The sequence below is a fragment of the Novosphingopyxis sp. genome (assembly GCF_965218915.1).
Lineage (GTDB): Bacteria > Pseudomonadota > Alphaproteobacteria > Sphingomonadales > Sphingomonadaceae > Novosphingopyxis.
On sequence record NZ_OZ244708.1, the window covers coordinates 753,698 to 769,298 of the forward strand.

Genomic DNA, 15,601 nt, shown 5'->3' on the forward strand with positions numbered 1-15,601 from the left:
CTCAGCGAAAGCCTCGCAGGAAGACCGCATAGGGAGCCAGCAAATCGGCTATGAGATTAATCGGGCGGATGGCCGGTCCTTGGTCCTCGTTCACGTTCTCGGATTCTTCCAGCATTTCCAGACAGGCCTTATCGACGCGGCCCTGCACATAACGGCTGCCCAGCTTTCCCGTGGTGGGGCCGACCGCCACCCGTGTCGAATTTAGCGGCAATTCTTCATCGACCTGACGCAAATTACCGATCTTCAGGGCAAAGCGTGATCCGCGCACCTCGATATCTTTTGGAATCTCCTGCCACTCGAGGTTGTCGGGCGAATATTGCTTTGCGCAAAGCGGCTCGGCGAAATGCTTGGAGTCCATTTCCTCCATCACAAGATGGATCGGGCGCCCCTCGTCGGCGAACCGCTCTGCGAAGGGCTGGACCATCGTAGATGGGTGGCATGTGTTTCCCCCGTAGCCCCAAAGTCCGTATCCCACCTTTGCAATCTCCGCGCTCTTGCGCGCGATGATGTCTTCCAGACTTTCTTGAGCGTGCGTGCCCACCTTCATGAACAAAAGACCGGCGCCCGGATGGATAATCTCACTCACGCTTCTTCACTCCTGTGATCGAACAGCTCAAGGCGATACTCCTCTTGGGGAGCCTTGCCATAATCGGGCCTTTTCATCTCCCGCACATACCGCACCCGGGGCTCCTTGGAACCACCGTAAAAATTCCGAAGGCTCTGCTGATTGGTCAGGGGCGCACTCTCTTCAGCATTCACGATATTGCCGGGCACAGAGGAGAAGAAGAGGTTGCACGACTTTAAATCCGGTGCGTCGTCGAGGTGATAACCATGCAGTTTGCGAGCCATTCGAGAAACATAGAAACCGCGCGACGATGCGTAGCTCTGAACGTTGGCGAGAACCTGCTTAGGCCAATCTAATTCGTCGTCGTCGGCGATAACGACGCAGCCCTCACCATCATATCGAACGGCCTCGATACCACGCTGCACGAAGGCGTTGACGCTCGCACCGCCGTTGGAGGCGCCCCAGGGCGGGTTGGTGTAAAAGCAGTCATATTTTTGCACATCGGGTAGCGGGTCGAGAACATTATAAAGCGTAGCATCTAGGTAGTCGAGCCGCTCCTTGTCGGCAAATCTCTTCACCGCATTGACGGTGCGTTCGTCAAAATCAAAAACCATGATTTTGGTCGGCCCGAAATCCAGAACCTTCCGTTCCTTGAGGTATGCAAGCGCAACCGAGACAGCGTCGCCATCACCGATAAACGCCAGACGCTTTTCTTTCGACCAAGACGCGATTGCCTCGCTCTGCATGACCATGTCGCCGGTCTTCATATGAATTTGATCGAATTCACGTAACGGTCGTGTGCGATTGGCGACCACATCTGATACCGCATTGACCGCAGCGCGCATGTCTACCCTGATCCTGTCGCTCGGTATCATATTCCCTCCCGTTTCGATTCGCTCAAGAAATATGAGCGCCTGATACCAAAGTGGCAACGCAGTGAATTTTTAACCCAACCGATCGACTTCGCTGGAGCTATCTTCGATATCAACCAGGTCGGCGGCCCACAGGGGCGCTAAGCATGCTACTTATGAAAGACATGCTTGGTCGATCAAGGTCGCATTTATACATCAAACCAAGTTTTTGGCGCGCATATTTCTTCGCGCCTTTTCACTCTTGTCCAGTTCTAAGCCCATTTGCGAAATCACCATATCAGTTTTGGCAAATTGCAAATCGCGATACTCAACCGCTTGAACGCGGTTGCCCCAAGGATCCAGGAAGTCCAGAAAGCGGTGGTCCAAAATTGTAGCGCCAGCTTCGCGAGCAAGTTCTGATAGAGCGCCTAGATCGTCCACGACCAGACCAAAATGACGTTGGGCATCAGGTGTCTGAGAACGTCCCGACATCAGCGCGATAAATTGATCGCCCATATCGATGATCGCTCGCCCGCTTCCACGGCCGCGTAATTTGAAATCGAAGATTTTTCCATAGAACGTCAAAGCCTCCTCCACGTCTCCGACTTCAAGCGCGATGTGATTAACACCCACCATTTTCGGCTTGCGCATTTCAGTGATGGGTGCCTCCGCTTAGTTTGGCCGCTACTTGCGCGATAAGCTTTCCCTGGTGCTGAGCGCCGTCCAATTCCGTTTGGCTTGGTTGCCGTTTGCCGTCGCCACCTGCGATGGTCGTGGCACCGTAAGGTGAGCCACCCGTGATCTCGTCGAGCGTCATCTGACCCTTGAAGCTGTAGGGAAGCCCGACAATCGTCAGGCCGAGATGCAGGAGGTTGGTGATGATTGAAAACAATGTGGTTTCCTGCCCGCCATGCTGCGAGGCGCTCGAGGTGAACGCGCCCCCGACTTTGCCGTTAAGCGCTCCTTTTTGCCAAAGGCCACCGGTCTGGTCGAGAAAGCTCGCCATTTGCGAGGATATGCGTCCATATCGAGTTGGCGTCCCAATGATGATGCCGTCATAATTTGGAAGATCATTCACTTCTGCGATCGGGTGGTCATCATCGGCTGAAAAGCCGGCTGCTTTGACAATCTCAGCCGGGGCGGTTTCGGGCACGCGTTTGATATCGACTTCGGCGCCGGCAGTTCGGGCACCTTCGGCAACTGCGGCTGCCATTTGGCTCGTATGGCCATAGCTGGAATAATAGAGAACTAGAATCTTGGTCATTACATCATCCTTTTTGATCGGGGCTTAGATGTCACGAAACCAGGTTCGACCGAGCAAATTATTGGCATCCTCTGGTTTCAGAAAATTCTGCTACGTAGTTTAAGGTCTTTGTGTTTGCGCGCGATCGCTAGTGCTGCGAGTAATAACAAAGCGGCTGGGATCCAGCTGCCGCGGAGCACTGTGAGATGGCTCAGTATTGCACCGCACATGACAAAAGCGATCGTGATAGCGCCGACCGAGGCTGTCCGGCGGTCAAAAAGCAAAAGCGCTCCGACGACCTCGATCAATCCAGTCATGATCCTAGCGGCGTTGCCAAGCGCCGTCGGCTGGAACAGGTTGACCATGCAGGTGTCGGCAAGCAGCATGGCGATCCCAGTTGCGCCGCAGATGACGATAACTAGGATTCTTAGGGCGAGCCAAAAGAATGCTGGCCCATACCGATCGGATCGATGGTTGAAGATCCGTATGAGTGCCATCTCTAGAAGCTCCTTTCTAGCCAGACCCATGTTGGAACTTGTCCGAGACATGGTAGGTCAGAACTAGGAACACTGGGTTCGTGTTACGGAACGGTGGTGGGCTCGGTGAAGAGGAGGGGCGCGTTGCGCTGGTCAATCCTCGCGGGGGTGTCGATAAAATCCCGACTGCCCGCTCCTGGTTTGGATATTCGCTCATGCTGAAGGTGCGGCGATACCGGACGATCTTTGGCTGGACGAAAAATCAGAGCTAGGGAGACGATATGACAACAGCAGAAACGTCAATTTCGATAGGCTTGAATGATGGACCGGGACATCATCAGCCACGAAGCCAAATCGCTATTATATTGTTTGCTATGCTTAAAGATTACGAAGCAAACGGGCGTTCGCCATTTTGGCTTACACCCTGCTTAATTCAGTCCGGACATATCGCAATGTTTTGTCGAGCCAAAGTCTGACATGACCTGCATTGCCTGGCATGTGAGCATGGTCAGATTTATCAAGCCACCATGGCGCGACGCTTGGAAAATGGATGGCCGAAACTTTCCTGTGGCGAACTAGTAGGCCGATATCGTCGTCGCCAATTTCAAGGGGAGAAGTCTCTTCGCCAAGGAAGGAAAACTCAGTCACTTGAATTTCGGGATCTGGCGTAGGTAGCTGGGTTTCTCCGCGGAGAAGTTGCCTAAGCTCGACGGCAAAGTCTCTCTCTTCCTCCTGCGCAAACGTGTCGAGGGCGTCGAACTGCCAGTGGGGATGGGCAGCATCGCCAGCCACAAAGCCCCAATTTCCTTCGGCCTCAACGAGCCCCACCCATTCGGCTCTGAAGAGCTGCGGTTTGGATACCACGTCCGTGCGCCCGAAGTGAACAGTGAGATCGCACGATCCGAATGTGAACGAGCGACCTTCTCCGCGCCGCGAAGCTAGCCGCCATTGCTCACGGATTCCAAACCACGCAGAAAGCCCGCCGCCCAGATCCAGTAGCGGAGCTACAACCGCTTCTCCGCCGCGGTTTCTTTCCACGGTCTCACATGGTTCCAAGAGTTTAAGGCCAATGGTCACTCCATCGGGCGCCGCTGCCTTTTCCAATCTCAACCTGGGTTCCGACACGACTGAGGCCAATAGAACTTCCACTTTTTCGAAATGGGAATTCAGGCTGTCCTCTTTGATCCTAAATGGGCTCACTGGACCTCCAAGATTTCCTGGCCATAAAGCGGAACCATGAGGTTCTGGACCTCTTTTTGCCAGAGCCTGCTTGCTGGTCCAGTATCGGCCTCGATTTCAGAAAGTTCCGCGAGGTGCCGGACTACTGCGCCCAGACTAGGGTCGGTCAAAAGGCGTTGGACGGCCGGCACCGGCACACTTGCCACATATCGCGGACTTAGATCGATCTGGCCCCCTCCGACATGACTTGAGAAATAACGCGCAAGACCGTGGAAGACCTTTGAGTTGAAAATTGTCGTAAATGCCTTCAACGTAAGCAGTTCGAGTTCCTCATCGAGCGCATTGCCAAAGTCGTCGTGGTCGACCTCGCCATCTGCGGGTCGACTTGCCCACCGAGGAAACCATGCAAAACCTTGCACCACTGAAAACTTACCAATCTCATCGAGCGCGAACGAACCTGGCGATCCAAAATATTTTGAGACAACTCTTGGAAGCCCCTCGGCCTGAAGTGCCCAGGCGCGGTGCTCTGCAAGCACCCACCAATTTTTTGTCGCGCCGCGCACGATGCTCGACCTCGCTGTGAGCTGAGTTTTTGCTGGCAAAAGATAATTCTCATAATATCGGGGCAGTGTCTTGCGCAATTCCGCCTCGGAAGAAATCGATGACGAACCATGCGGATAGAATAGCCATTCGGCGGTGCGCAGTTTGCCATTAGTCAGATTGTCACCGGTCATAGCCGGGCGAAAAAAGCGCCGTTCGTTCGGGCTTAGTCTCGAAAGTTCTTCTGCCGAGAGCAGGAAGACCTCATTTGCTCCGGTTCGTATTCCCTGCCGAATGTCGAAGAGGTCGCCAATTTTCGCAAGCGCTCCGATGCCAGCAAAGCGTTCGAGCAGTTTTTTCACATGAGGTGGAACGGGTTTCCAGGTTGAGCCAGACCTAAATTCCTCGGCAGGGGTGATGAACAGTGACCAGCCTTCGTGTGACCCGACATCGTCCCGCCGCAAAGCGCGCAGCGCATCGCCCGTAGCGTTGCGTTCATCATTGGCAATCAGCGTGACTGTGTCATTATTTCTTTGAGTAGCAGTCGTGAGGACAAGGGTCGCGACCTGCACGGTGGCGTGACGGAAGAGGCCGTATTCGCCTAAAGAGGAGAGCATGGAAAGATGGGCTCTTTCCATGAGGCTTTTTCGCCATTTTTGCGCAGCTTGGAGCGAGAGAAGACTGGCGGGCATGACCGCTCCAAGTGCCCCGCCTTCTTTAAGACGATCCAGGGATTTGTTGATGAACGCCATGCTCAGGTCAATGCGCCCGCCTGCCAGTGGTCCCAAGGCATCGGTTGCGATCTCCCGCTGCGATTTCGCCATCGCTGACCAAGAGAGAAAAGGAGGATTCATCACGATAATGTCGGCGACCGGTAGATCAATGGCGAGACTGTCGGCAGCCATTAGGTCAAGCTCGATACCGCCCTTTGGCTCCCAGTCGGCTTTTGCGAACGTGAGCATGAATTTCGCCATCGAAATTGCCGACGGAGAAATGTCTCGGCCAACGAGCCGGAGTTTGCCATCAAACCCAATCCTTCGAAGCGTTCTGACGGCTTCGTATAAAAAAGAAGCCGATCCACAGGCGGGATCCATAACCACCAGGTCTTTGAAATTCTTGATGTCGCCAACCGCGAAGATGGCTTTTTCGACCACGATGCGAGCAAGTGCGGGCGGCGTAAAATGAGAAGTTCCTCGAGATTTGCGTTCTGACAAGGCCGGTGCATTCCAGCCAAATAGATCGCTCTGGGAGGTCTGCACTAAATCGAAATGGGCTTCCTGAAAAATCTCGCTCCCTGCGTGTCGCACGGCCAGGTCTAGGTCAGTTTTCAATTCATGTGCTGAGAATGCAAAAGTGCTTTGGTCAACCAGTCGTGCAATCGCGTCTGCTCCGAGTTCCGAGCGCCAAAGCGGAACATCACGGCCTGTTTCGGAAAGGCGCTGGGAAAAGACCGAGAGATAGGCGTCTACCGTTGCATCGTCATCAGCTCCAGCTTGCGCGACCGCAGATCTGGTGCGGCGGAATAAATCGACAAGTCCATCTGTTACTTTGCGGTTAGACCGGACTTTATCGGCCACAAGATATCGATAAAAGTCAGCCAGCTTCTCTTCCACACTGGAGATCGAGAACGCTTCAGGACTTGCGTCGTCCCACCGAGTGACGACGACTTTATCCATGTCCACGGCTACATGATGCGGCACATCGCTCGAATATGCCCATTCGCGGGCGCGTCCATCTTTCCACGTGCCCTCTGAGCGCGTAGAAATGGCAAAGCTTCCAAGGCCGCCGTCAAGGAGAAGCTCATGCCGCTCGCCCGACGGGAGGTCATTACTCGCAAATAGCGGCGCATCGGCCAGGCCCAGCTTTGAAGCCCAGCGCTGAACAATTCCATCGGCTGTTGGGGTCATGGACGGTTTACCTGTGACATTGAAGGCTCGGCTACCATGCTCAGAATGCGACTACAATGATAATTTTGACTACCTAGAACGGCAGGATTGCACGATTCGCGCGACCATCATCTCGGATCATTGGCAGGCACATGACCCAGCGATTGTAATTACGATTGAGGTTTTGCTCGACCCGGAAAAAATCTCGACCCCGAAAATTTAGTTAGCTTCATTCAGTGTTTGGAGCCTTTCCGAGCCGTTGGGAAAATGTATCCGGACGCCGCATTTCTCGATTATCTCCCCGCCGGAGTTGCAGACGATTAAGAAGCCTGAGAATTTACGGAAGAAGGAGATTTCGCTTTGGCAGGCAGTTCGAAAGCGGCCGCGGTCCAGAATGATCAATGCCGTCGATCGAAACTCTGCGACCTGAAAAGGATGCTTGCATAAACGGCCCGGTAGACCGCATTTGGCATACCATGGCTACCAATCCATCAAAAAAATCCAAGTCTCTCGATACCAGACAGAAGCTGCTAGATGCCGGCCTTTTCTTATTCGGCGCCAACGGCATCTCGGGTGTTTCGACCCGTCAGCTCGCTGATTGCGCGGGGGTCAATCTGAGCGGCATACTCTATCATTTTGGGGGCAAGGAACAGCTTTACGAAGCGGTCGCTCAACAAATTGCTGACACGACCGGTGCGCAGATTGCTGCCACCGCAGCAGCGATCGCTCCCACGTTGAAAGAGCTGACCAGAGAGCAGGCTGCCATGTCCGCGGGCAGTCTTCTTGGCCGTATAGCGCGGGTCATTCTGGCGACCCCGGATGCTGCTTCGCGCGCTGGATTCATCCTGCGGGAGCAGATGCAGCCGTCGCCCGCATTCGATATTATTTATCACGGGTATATCGAGCGTGTTCACATGCTTTTAGCCGAATTGGTCGCCCGGGCGCTCGATCGGGATGCCAACAGCGAGATGGTAATCCTGCAGACCCATGCCTTGCTTGGGCAGGCCATGATTTTTGGCATGGCGAAGGCAACGATATTGTTGAGACTCGGTGAACATGAATTCTCCGAATCTCGGGTAAATCGAACAGTCTCTGCGATCGAGCAGATAACAGTTAAAGCCCTTTCGAGCTAGCTTTCCTTATTTGTTCGGCACCGTATCACATTGATATTAAAGAAGGAAAGCCCTCCTAGAAATAAAGTTCAATCGACCGATTGACATTTTCATTCGATTGAACGAATTTACGGTCATGAACCGTTCCTCCAGCCATGCACCTCCGGACTCGCGCCTTCTGAATGTCGCCATCGATCTCTTTGGCCAAGTCGGGTTGGACGGAGTTAGCACGCGTGAACTGGCTAGCCTTGCCAACACCCAGATGTCGTCAATCGGGTATCATTTCGGAAGCAAGGTGGGGCTTCACCTCGCAGCCGCTCAACACATAGCGGACACGATCGGTGCGCGGGTTCGCCCGTTACTGGTGGCTGCGCGGGAACTTCGTAAGTCGTCCGACGACGCTGAGGTCGCTCGGCTGGCGCTTCGTCAAATCCTGATTGGGATGTTGAACGTGATCGTGACCGAGGAATTCGCAGCCGATTCGCGGTTCGTCGCCCGCGAACAAGCTAATCCGGGCGCTGCGTTCGAAATACTGTTCAGAGAGGTCATGGAGCCAATGCTGGACGAACTGAGCCGATTGATTGCGTGTATTTCGGGTAATCAGATGTCCACTCAGGAGTGCCGCACACGTTCTGTCGTTCTGATCGGCCAAGTGCTGGTTTTTCGTATGGCGCATGCGACCGCGCTTCGAGCTGCGGGATGGTCAAGTATCGACGAGGGCGGCGTTCGTTTGTTGCGGCACGTCATCGATGAACATGTGGTGGCGATCTGCGACCGGATCGAAGCGGCCGAGCCTGCACAGCCAAAATATATCAAGTGAGGAGATGAACGATGACTTCGAACAAGAGCAAGAGCCGAATCCGGCTTTCAATCTGGGCCGCGCGGGTAATCTCCGCATTGGCCTTCGGCCTGGCTGGCGGGGCAAAACTGTTCGGCGCGGCAGCGCTGGTGGCAATTTTCGACCAAATTGGTTTTGGACAATGGTTTCGCTACCTCACTGGTGCGATTGAGCTGTTGGGTGCGATTCTCATCCTCGTTCCTGCAGCGGCCCTTACTGGCACAATCTTGCTGTTCTGCGTCGCTTGCGGCGCGGTCGCCACCCACTTTTTCCTGATCGGTGGCAATTCTCTGCCAGCAATTGTGTTGCTTTTTCTCACAGGCGGCTTGCTCGTGGCAACGCGTCGCTATCAGCGCTTAGGCGCCCTTTGATGTCCGCGATCAGAGGATGTGGCCATGAGCAGAAATAGACGCATTTCGATTGGAGTGTTAGCTGTCATTGGCCTGGCTGCTCTAGTCTGGTTTTTCCTGCTCAGACCCCCCAGCGATGAGCCGCTCAAGCTCTATGGTAATATCGATATCCGCGAAGTCGATTTGGCCTTTCGCGTGGACGGGCGTGTTGCCGAACTTTTGGTCGATGAGGGAGATGCGGTTAGGGCCGGTCAGCTGCTTGGGCGCCTAGATCCTGAACCGCTGCGCGCAGAGTTGTCCGAAGCAGAAGCCAATATTGGAGCGCAGAACGCACAGCTTGATTTGCTGCGCGCCGGAAGCCGCGTCGAGGATATCGCTCAGGCACAGGCACTAGTCGACGAGCGCCGCGCTAGCCTTGCAAATGCGTCCGCTGATGTTGCGAGGCTTTCACAGCTACGCCAGAGCGGAGCTACCTCGACGCGTTCCTATGAGGATGCGTCGAATGCCCGCGACGAAGCGGCCGCGCGGTTGCGAAACGCTCAGCAGGGTTTGAAGGAAAGTCGAGCAGGCAGTCGGCGGCAGGAAGTCGAGCGCGCAGCTGCAAATGTTGGCCAGGCAAAAGCAGCTGCCGACCGCGTCAAGCTGCGACTTTCTGATACCGAGCTATTCGCTCCTTCCAGTGGTATCCTTTTGACCCGTGCCATCGAAAAAGGTGCCATTGTTTCTGCGGGGTCGACTGTGTTCACCGAAGCGCTGGCCAATCCAGTTTGGGCACGCGTTTACGTCGATCAGCCCAATCTTGGGCTAGTCGCTCCGGGAGCACGGGTAACGCTCACGACCGATGCTGCGCCAGGCAAGGTATATCACGGCAAGGTCGGTTACGTGTCACCGACCGCGGAATTCACGCCCAAGACGGTGGAAACGCCGGAATTGCGCACTGACCTGGTCTATCGAGCCCGAATTGTCGTTCTCGATCCGGATACCAGACTTCGCCAGGGCATGCCGGTCACCGTTCAGCTTGCGAGCGGCGCCATCGCCGTCAAGGAGCACTGAGGCGTGGGCCAAAACAAAACAGCTATAGTGATTGAAAATCTCACCCGTCGGTTTGGCGAGGGAGAGGAAACAATTAGTGCGATTGATGGAATTAACGCCGAAATTCGTGGCGGAGTCGTAACTGGTCTTGTTGGCCCAGATGGCGCTGGCAAGACGACCCTCATGCGCGTGATTGCAGGGCTCCTTACTCCGAGTGAGGGTAGCGTGACGATCGATGGGACCGATGCCAATGCAGGGGATCCCGGTCTTCGCAGTCGGCTCGGTTATATGCCCCAACGCTTTGGTCTCTACGAGGATCTGAGCGTCATGGAAAATCTGACGCTCTATGCGGATTTGTTCGATGTTCCGGCCAATGAGCGCGGTGACGCCTTTGACCGTATGCTCGACTTTACCGACCTGAAACGGTTTACGAAACGCCGCGCGGGACAGATGTCCGGAGGAATGAAGCAGAAGCTTGGGCTCGCTTGCGCCCTGCTTGGCGATCCAGATTTTCTATTACTCGATGAACCGAGCGTCGGCGTCGATCCCATATCGCGACGCGAATTGTGGAAGATGGTCGGCGAGCTCTCTGGGGAAGGCAAGACCGTCATCTGGTCAACTGCTTATCTCGACGAAGCGGAAAAATGCGACGACATTATCCTGCTCGATAACGGCAAGCCCCTCTTCATCGGTCAGCCGGCCGAGCTCGCCGAGCGCATGCGTGGCCGCAGCTTTCTGGTTCGCGGGATCAAGGAAAATCGCCGCCTCGTTCTCAAACGTGGCCTGAAATCTGACAAGGTTATCGACGGGGTGATCCAGGGGCGCGCTGTTCGGCTGGTCATGCAGGACAAAGACGATCCAATTGCCATCGAAACGCTAAGAGCGGGAGAAACTGCTGAGTTGGTTCCCGTCGATCCTCGCCTTGAAGATGGAGTGATCGATCTGCTTGGTGGCGGCCCTGACGGAGAGTCGGTCGTCGCGCATCTATTGGCTGACGCTGCCGATGATGACCGTGCGGATGACGAAGCGGTTATTGAAGCGATTGAACTCACCAAGCGCTTTGGCGAATTCACGGCGACTGATCACGTCAGTTTCGACGTTAAGCGTGGTGAGATATTTGGACTTTTGGGTCCGAATGGTGCCGGCAAATCCACCACGTTCAAAATGATGTGCGGGCTCCTCGTGCCCACGTCGGGCGAAGCCAAGGTGCTCGGTTACAGCCTGAAGAAGTCTCCCGGAGAGGCGCGTCAGCGTCTTGGATACATGGCCCAGAAGTTTTCTCTCTATGGCGCCTTGTCGGTGCGCCAGAACATGGAATTTTTCTCAGGCGTTTATGGCCTTCGCGGAAAGAGACAGGGCGATCGGATCGATGCGATGATCGACGCATTTGCGCTGGAACCTTATCTGAAGGCCTCGCCGGACAGCTTGCCGCTCGGTTTTAAGCAGCGTCTGGCACTTGCCTGCGCAATTATGCACGATCCTGCGATCCTTTTTCTCGATGAGCCGACCTCTGGCGTCGACCCCATAACCCGGCGCGAATTCTGGACGCATATTAATGGGGTTGTCGAGAAGGGCGTTACCGTGATGGTCACCACGCACTTCATGGATGAGGCGGAATATTGTGACCGCATCGGCCTGGTATACCGCGGCCAGTTAATTGCCCACGGGCTTCCCGACAGCTTGCGCGCTGAAGCTGCGGGCGATGACGCGGAAGATCCCACGATGGAAGAGGCTTTCATCGAACTGGTTCGCCGCGCGGACGTCAGCCGCGAAGAAGAAGAGAAGGCGGCAGCGTGAGCAGTCAGCCGGCCTTGTCAGCTTTGGTGTCGAGGCGGCGCCTCTGGGCGCTTTGCCGCAAGGAGAGCGTTCAAATATTGCGCGATCCATCCAGCATTTTGATCGCATTCGTGCTGCCAGTCATCATGATCTTCCTGTTTGGCTATGGAATTAATCTTGATACCGGCGAGACGCGGATAGGCATGGTTGTCGAGGATTCCGGTGCTGAGGCATGGCAATTGGCAGATGCCATCGCCGGTTCGCCCTTCCTAAAAGTAGTGACGAACGGTTCGCGCGGCGATGTCGAGGCGGCGCTTCAAGGCGAAGAAATTCGCGGTTTCGTTGTCATTCCAAGCAATTTTTCTAGGCTGGTTGCAATATCTGGGGAGCAGGCGAGTATTCAGATCGTCACAGATGGCAGTGTCCCAAATACCGCCGCTTTTGTCGCCAATTATGTTACCGGCTCGCTAAGCGGATGGGCGGCAAACCGGGCTGAAATTGCCGGCACCTCTCCGAACGCCGGGATCCAGATTAAGCAGCGCTACTGGTTCAATGCGGCAACGACGAGCCGCAACTCCCTGGTCCCTGGGTCGATCGTGATTGTGATGACGGTGGTCGGCGCACTGCTGACCTCTCTAGTCGTTGCGCGCGAATGGGAGCGCGGAACGATGGAAGCGCTATTGTCCACGCCGGTGACAAAAGCGGAGTTACTGCTGTCAAAGCTATTACCCTATTTCGCGTTGGGTCTCGGCTCGATGCTACTCTGCGTCGGAATTGCGGTTTGGATGCTGGGCGTTCCGTTCCGCGGATCATTTGTGTTGCTTGTCCTCGCAACCAGCCTTTTTCTTGGCACGGCGCTCGGGTTGGGATTGCTTTTGTCAACCGTGCTGAAGAACCAGTTCAACGCGGCGCAAGGTGCGCTCAATGCGGCATTTCTCCCGGCACTGATGCTATCTGGCTTCGTCTACGAAATCGCCAGCATGCCGTGGCCGGTGCAGGTGATTTCCTCAATCCTGCCAGCCCGGTATTTCGTCACCATTCTACAGACACTGTTCCAGTCGGATTATGCCGGCGCCCTGTTCTGGATGAATGCGGGCGTGCTTGCGCTGATTGCCGCAATTTTCCTCTCGCTAATTGCATTCAAAACCCAGCGGACACTTGATTGATGCTTTGGCACCGGCTCATCACACTCGTGCGCAAGGAATTGCAAGCACTTCTCCGCGACCCGAGTGGCCGCGAGCTATTAATTGCTCCTGTTCTGTTCCAGATCCTGCTGTTTCCGTTCGCAGCTTCGCTCGAGGTGAACAATATATCCGTGGCGATCCTCAATCAGGATAGCGGAGGTGCATCGACCGAGATCGTCGAACGGCTTGCCGCATCCCCGTCGTTCGCTGACTTGCGATTTGTAACGCGGGAGAAAGATCTGCGCGATGCTATTGATCGGCAGGTTTCAATGATCGGCGTGCGATTCCAGCCAAATTTCTCCCGTGATCTTACTGCGGGGCAATCATCCTTGCAGGTTATCGGCGATGGCAGGCGCGCTAACAGCGCTCAGATAGCAACCGGATATATCCAATCGATTGTTCAACAATATCAGGCTGATTTGCCGCGTTCGGCGTCAATTGCTTCGCCGGACGTAAGGGTGGTGGTCCGCAATTGGTATAATCCCAATCTGGAGAGCCAGTGGTTCATTTTACCTAGTCTCGTGGCGATCATCACCACCGTGGGCTGCCTTATCGTAACCGCTCTTTCGGTCGCGAGAGAAAGAGAGCAGGGCACGCTCGATCAGACGTTGGTTTCGCCGCTCGGTCACGGCATGATCCTTATCGGAAAAGCGATACCGGCCATGATGGTGGCGACAGTTCAGGCGACAATTATTTTGTTGGTTGCCATGCTCATCTTCGCCGTGCCTTTCACCGGTTCATTGGCGCTGCTGTATGTTTCGATCTTGGTCTACGGATTGGCATTGGCCGGTTTTGGCCTTTTGATATCGTCGTTATCGGCAACGCAGCAACAAGCGTTTCTAGGCGTGTTCAGTTTTCTTCTGCCTGCGGTTTTGCTTTCAGGGTTCATCGCGCCAGTCGAAAACATGCCCGTGTGGTTGCAGTGGGTGAGTTGGATTGATCCGCTTCGTCATTTTATCGTCATCGTTAAAGGTCTGTTTCTCAAAGGATATGGCCTGACCGAGGTGTTCGCACATCTCTGGCCTCTCGTGATGATCGCCGTCGCAACCATGAGCGGTGCCTATGTTATCTTCCGGAAGGGAACCGCATGATACGTTCTCCCAAAAAATTATTCGCTGGGGCCGCTATATTGATGGTCAGCGCCTGCACCGTCGGCCCGGATTACGTGCCGCCTGTAAACTTGCTGCCTCCGGCATTCGACGCGGGCGGCATATCTGGCGCGGTGCAGGATCGATGGTGGACGGAGTTCGGTGATCCGGCGCTCGATCAGTTGGTCAATCAGGCGCTCCAGGCCAATCTCGACATTGCCGTTTCCGATGCACGCATTTTGCAGGCCCGTGCCGTGCGTGATATTGCTGGGGGTGGAGCCTTGCCAAGTGTAGGTGCGAACGGTTCGCTCACCCAGACCCGTGTCAGCGAAAATGGCGCGCAGCTTGCTAGCATACCTGATACCTTTTCGCCGCGCACCGAGTATACGGACTACAAGGGCTCTTTCGACGCGAGTTGGGAGATCGATTTATTTGGCTATAATCGCCGTCAAGTCGAAGCGGCGACTGCGCGGCTGGGGTCGGCTGAGGAAGATCGGCGCGCCACGGTCATTCGGATTGCCGCCGAGGTGGCTCGCAATTATGCTGATCTGCGTGCGAACGAGCGCCGGATTGAGATTGCGCTTGCGACGATTAAATCGAACCGTGAAACACTGGCTCTCGTTCGTCAGCGCATCGACGCTGGCGAAGAGGCCGAGATAGCTGGCGGAAGGGCGAAGAGCGCGCTTCGTCAGGCGGAAGCGGCTCTGCCACCGCTAAGTGCGAGCCGCAAACAATCGCTATATGCGCTCGATGTCCTTCTCAGCCAGCAACCCGGCTTTACCGAGGATATGTTGGCAACAGTGGAGGGGCCAAGTCTGAGCGTTCCGATCATTCCGACAGGTCTGCCAGCTGACCTGCTCCGCCGCCGCCCCGACGTTCGCTCTGCAGAACGCGATCTCGCAGCGGCGACTGCCGATGTCGGCGTTGCGGTTGCCGATCTCTATCCGCGAATTTCCATTACAGGAGAAATTGGCCTCGAGGCGCTCGGCCCAGGTGACCTGATCAAGAGTGCAAGCCTGTTTTGGCAAGGCGGGCCTTCAATATCACTGCCCGTCTTCGACGCGGGTCGGAGGCGGGCCTCGGTGCGCCAGCAGCGCGCCGAGGCCGACGAATCTCTGGCGCTATATAAAAAAGCTGTCTTGCAGGCCCTCTCCGATGTTGAGGGTGCGCTTATTCAATTTCGGCGGTCGCAGGAACGCGCCAGTGCGCTTGGCGCCGCCCGCGCGGAACTTGCACTCACACTCGATCTAACTCGGCAGCGGTATGACGTGGGCGAGACCGATTTACTCGATGTCCTCGATGTCGAGCGTCAGGTAACCACCCTCGATGATCAACTTGCGCAGGCAAATGCACAAACTCTAATTAACGCGATTAGCCTCGACAAGGCGCTGGGCGGCGGATGGCAAACCTTCGAGACAGGCCACGCGGAGCGGCGGTCATGACCCAAAGACGACATACAGAGGATGTGCTTGATCGTGTAG

At 55.4% G+C, this 15,601-nt stretch carries 15 protein-coding genes; 8 read left to right on the plus strand and 7 right to left on the minus strand.

Annotated elements, in window-relative coordinates; all coding sequences use genetic code 11:
* Position 1: 1 nt before the first annotated feature.
* The 7 genes from ACOQPC_RS03580 to ACOQPC_RS03610 form a co-directional block, all read right to left on the minus strand.
* Positions 2 to 586, minus strand: a complete 585-nt coding sequence (locus ACOQPC_RS03580) for a hypothetical protein (protein ID WP_420607294.1) — start codon at positions 584 to 586, stop codon at positions 2 to 4.
* Positions 583 to 1,410, minus strand: coding sequence for a bis-aminopropyl spermidine synthase family protein (locus tag ACOQPC_RS03585; RefSeq protein WP_420607295.1), 828 nt, complete (start codon positions 1,408 to 1,410; stop codon positions 583 to 585). The genes ACOQPC_RS03580 and ACOQPC_RS03585 overlap by 4 nt, the downstream gene beginning before the upstream one ends.
* Positions 1,411 to 1,632: 222 nt before the next feature.
* The gene (locus ACOQPC_RS03590; protein ID WP_420607296.1) at positions 1,633 to 2,067 is read right to left on the minus strand and encodes a VOC family protein; all 435 of its coding nucleotides are present in this window, start codon (positions 2,065 to 2,067) and stop codon (positions 1,633 to 1,635) included.
* A 1-nt stretch (position 2,068) separates the two neighbouring features.
* Positions 2,069 to 2,680, minus strand: coding sequence for an NAD(P)H:quinone oxidoreductase (gene wrbA, locus ACOQPC_RS03595; RefSeq protein WP_420607297.1), 612 nt, complete (start codon positions 2,678 to 2,680; stop codon positions 2,069 to 2,071).
* A gap of 77 nt (positions 2,681 to 2,757) precedes the next feature.
* On the minus strand, positions 2,758 to 3,156 hold the full coding sequence (locus tag ACOQPC_RS03600) for a hypothetical protein (RefSeq protein ID WP_420607298.1): 399 nt from the start codon (positions 3,154 to 3,156) through the stop codon (positions 2,758 to 2,760).
* A gap of 396 nt (positions 3,157 to 3,552) precedes the next feature.
* On the minus strand, positions 3,553 to 3,999 hold the full coding sequence (locus ACOQPC_RS03605; protein ID WP_420607299.1) for a hypothetical protein: 447 nt from the start codon (positions 3,997 to 3,999) through the stop codon (positions 3,553 to 3,555).
* A 332-nt stretch (positions 4,000 to 4,331) separates the two neighbouring features.
* Positions 4,332 to 6,761 carry an HsdM family class I SAM-dependent methyltransferase gene (locus ACOQPC_RS03610; protein WP_420607300.1) on the minus strand — a complete coding sequence of 810 codons (2,430 nt, stop codon included), beginning with the start codon at positions 6,759 to 6,761 and terminating at the stop codon, positions 4,332 to 4,334.
* A 380-nt stretch (positions 6,762 to 7,141) separates the two neighbouring features.
* Between ACOQPC_RS03610 and ACOQPC_RS03615 the strand changes: the two genes are divergently transcribed.
* From ACOQPC_RS03615 to ACOQPC_RS03650, 8 genes are all read left to right on the plus strand, one after another.
* A complete protein-coding gene (locus ACOQPC_RS03615; protein ID WP_420607301.1) occupies positions 7,142 to 7,873 on the plus strand; it encodes a CerR family C-terminal domain-containing protein in 732 nt (243 codons plus the stop codon).
* A 115-nt stretch (positions 7,874 to 7,988) separates the two neighbouring features.
* Positions 7,989 to 8,672, plus strand: coding sequence for a CerR family C-terminal domain-containing protein (locus tag ACOQPC_RS03620; protein WP_420607302.1), 684 nt, complete (start codon positions 7,989 to 7,991; stop codon positions 8,670 to 8,672).
* Between the two features lie 11 nt (positions 8,673 to 8,683).
* Positions 8,684 to 9,061 (plus strand): DoxX family protein, encoded by a 378-nt coding sequence (locus tag ACOQPC_RS03625; RefSeq protein ID WP_420607303.1) that lies wholly within the window; start codon positions 8,684 to 8,686, stop codon positions 9,059 to 9,061.
* Positions 9,062 to 9,085: 24 nt separating this feature from the next.
* The gene (gene hlyD, locus ACOQPC_RS03630) at positions 9,086 to 10,093 is read left to right on the plus strand and encodes a secretion protein HlyD (protein WP_420607304.1); all 1,008 of its coding nucleotides are present in this window, start codon (positions 9,086 to 9,088) and stop codon (positions 10,091 to 10,093) included.
* Positions 10,094 to 10,096: 3 nt separating this feature from the next.
* Positions 10,097 to 11,869: an ATP-binding cassette domain-containing protein gene (locus ACOQPC_RS03635; RefSeq protein ID WP_420607305.1), complete on the plus strand. Its 1,773-nt coding sequence runs from the start codon at positions 10,097 to 10,099 to the stop codon at positions 11,867 to 11,869.
* Positions 11,866 to 13,014 (plus strand): ABC transporter permease, encoded by a 1,149-nt coding sequence (locus ACOQPC_RS03640; protein ID WP_420607306.1) that lies wholly within the window; start codon positions 11,866 to 11,868, stop codon positions 13,012 to 13,014. The genes ACOQPC_RS03635 and ACOQPC_RS03640 overlap by 4 nt, the downstream gene beginning before the upstream one ends.
* On the plus strand, positions 13,014 to 14,123 hold the full coding sequence (locus ACOQPC_RS03645; protein ID WP_420608058.1) for an ABC transporter permease: 1,110 nt from the start codon (positions 13,014 to 13,016) through the stop codon (positions 14,121 to 14,123). The genes ACOQPC_RS03640 and ACOQPC_RS03645 overlap by 1 nt, the downstream gene beginning before the upstream one ends.
* A complete protein-coding gene (locus ACOQPC_RS03650; RefSeq protein WP_420607307.1) occupies positions 14,120 to 15,562 on the plus strand; it encodes an efflux transporter outer membrane subunit in 1,443 nt (480 codons plus the stop codon). Before ACOQPC_RS03645 ends, ACOQPC_RS03650 begins: the two co-directional genes overlap by 4 nt.
* Positions 15,563 to 15,601 lie beyond the last annotated feature (39 nt).

What these genes read in the sequence shown, in the direction of transcription:
- ACOQPC_RS03585 (WP_420607295.1), bottom strand. Translation starts at nt 1,410, where the DNA reads ATGCGCGCTGCGGTCAATGCGGTATCAGATGTGGTCGCCAATCGCACA.
- ACOQPC_RS03590 (WP_420607296.1), bottom strand. Translation starts at nt 2,067, where the DNA reads ATGCGCAAGCCGAAAATGGTGGGTGTTAATCACATCGCGCTTGAAGTC.
- wrbA (WP_420607297.1), bottom strand. Translation starts at nt 2,680, where the DNA reads ATGACCAAGATTCTAGTTCTCTATTATTCCAGCTATGGCCATACGAGC.
- ACOQPC_RS03600 (WP_420607298.1), bottom strand. Translation starts at nt 3,156, where the DNA reads ATGGCACTCATACGGATCTTCAACCATCGATCCGATCGGTATGGGCCA.
- ACOQPC_RS03610 (WP_420607300.1), bottom strand. Translation starts at nt 6,761, where the DNA reads ATGACCCCAACAGCCGATGGAATTGTTCAGCGCTGGGCTTCAAAGCTG.
- ACOQPC_RS03615 (WP_420607301.1), top strand. Translation starts at nt 7,142, where the DNA reads ATGCCGTCGATCGAAACTCTGCGACCTGAAAAGGATGCTTGCATAAAC.
- ACOQPC_RS03620 (WP_420607302.1), top strand. Translation starts at nt 7,989, where the DNA reads ATGAACCGTTCCTCCAGCCATGCACCTCCGGACTCGCGCCTTCTGAAT.
- ACOQPC_RS03625 (WP_420607303.1), top strand. Translation starts at nt 8,684, where the DNA reads ATGACTTCGAACAAGAGCAAGAGCCGAATCCGGCTTTCAATCTGGGCC.
- hlyD (WP_420607304.1), top strand. Translation starts at nt 9,086, where the DNA reads ATGAGCAGAAATAGACGCATTTCGATTGGAGTGTTAGCTGTCATTGGC.
- ACOQPC_RS03645 (WP_420608058.1), top strand. Translation starts at nt 13,014, where the DNA reads ATGCTTTGGCACCGGCTCATCACACTCGTGCGCAAGGAATTGCAAGCA.
- ACOQPC_RS03650 (WP_420607307.1), top strand. Translation starts at nt 14,120, where the DNA reads ATGATACGTTCTCCCAAAAAATTATTCGCTGGGGCCGCTATATTGATG.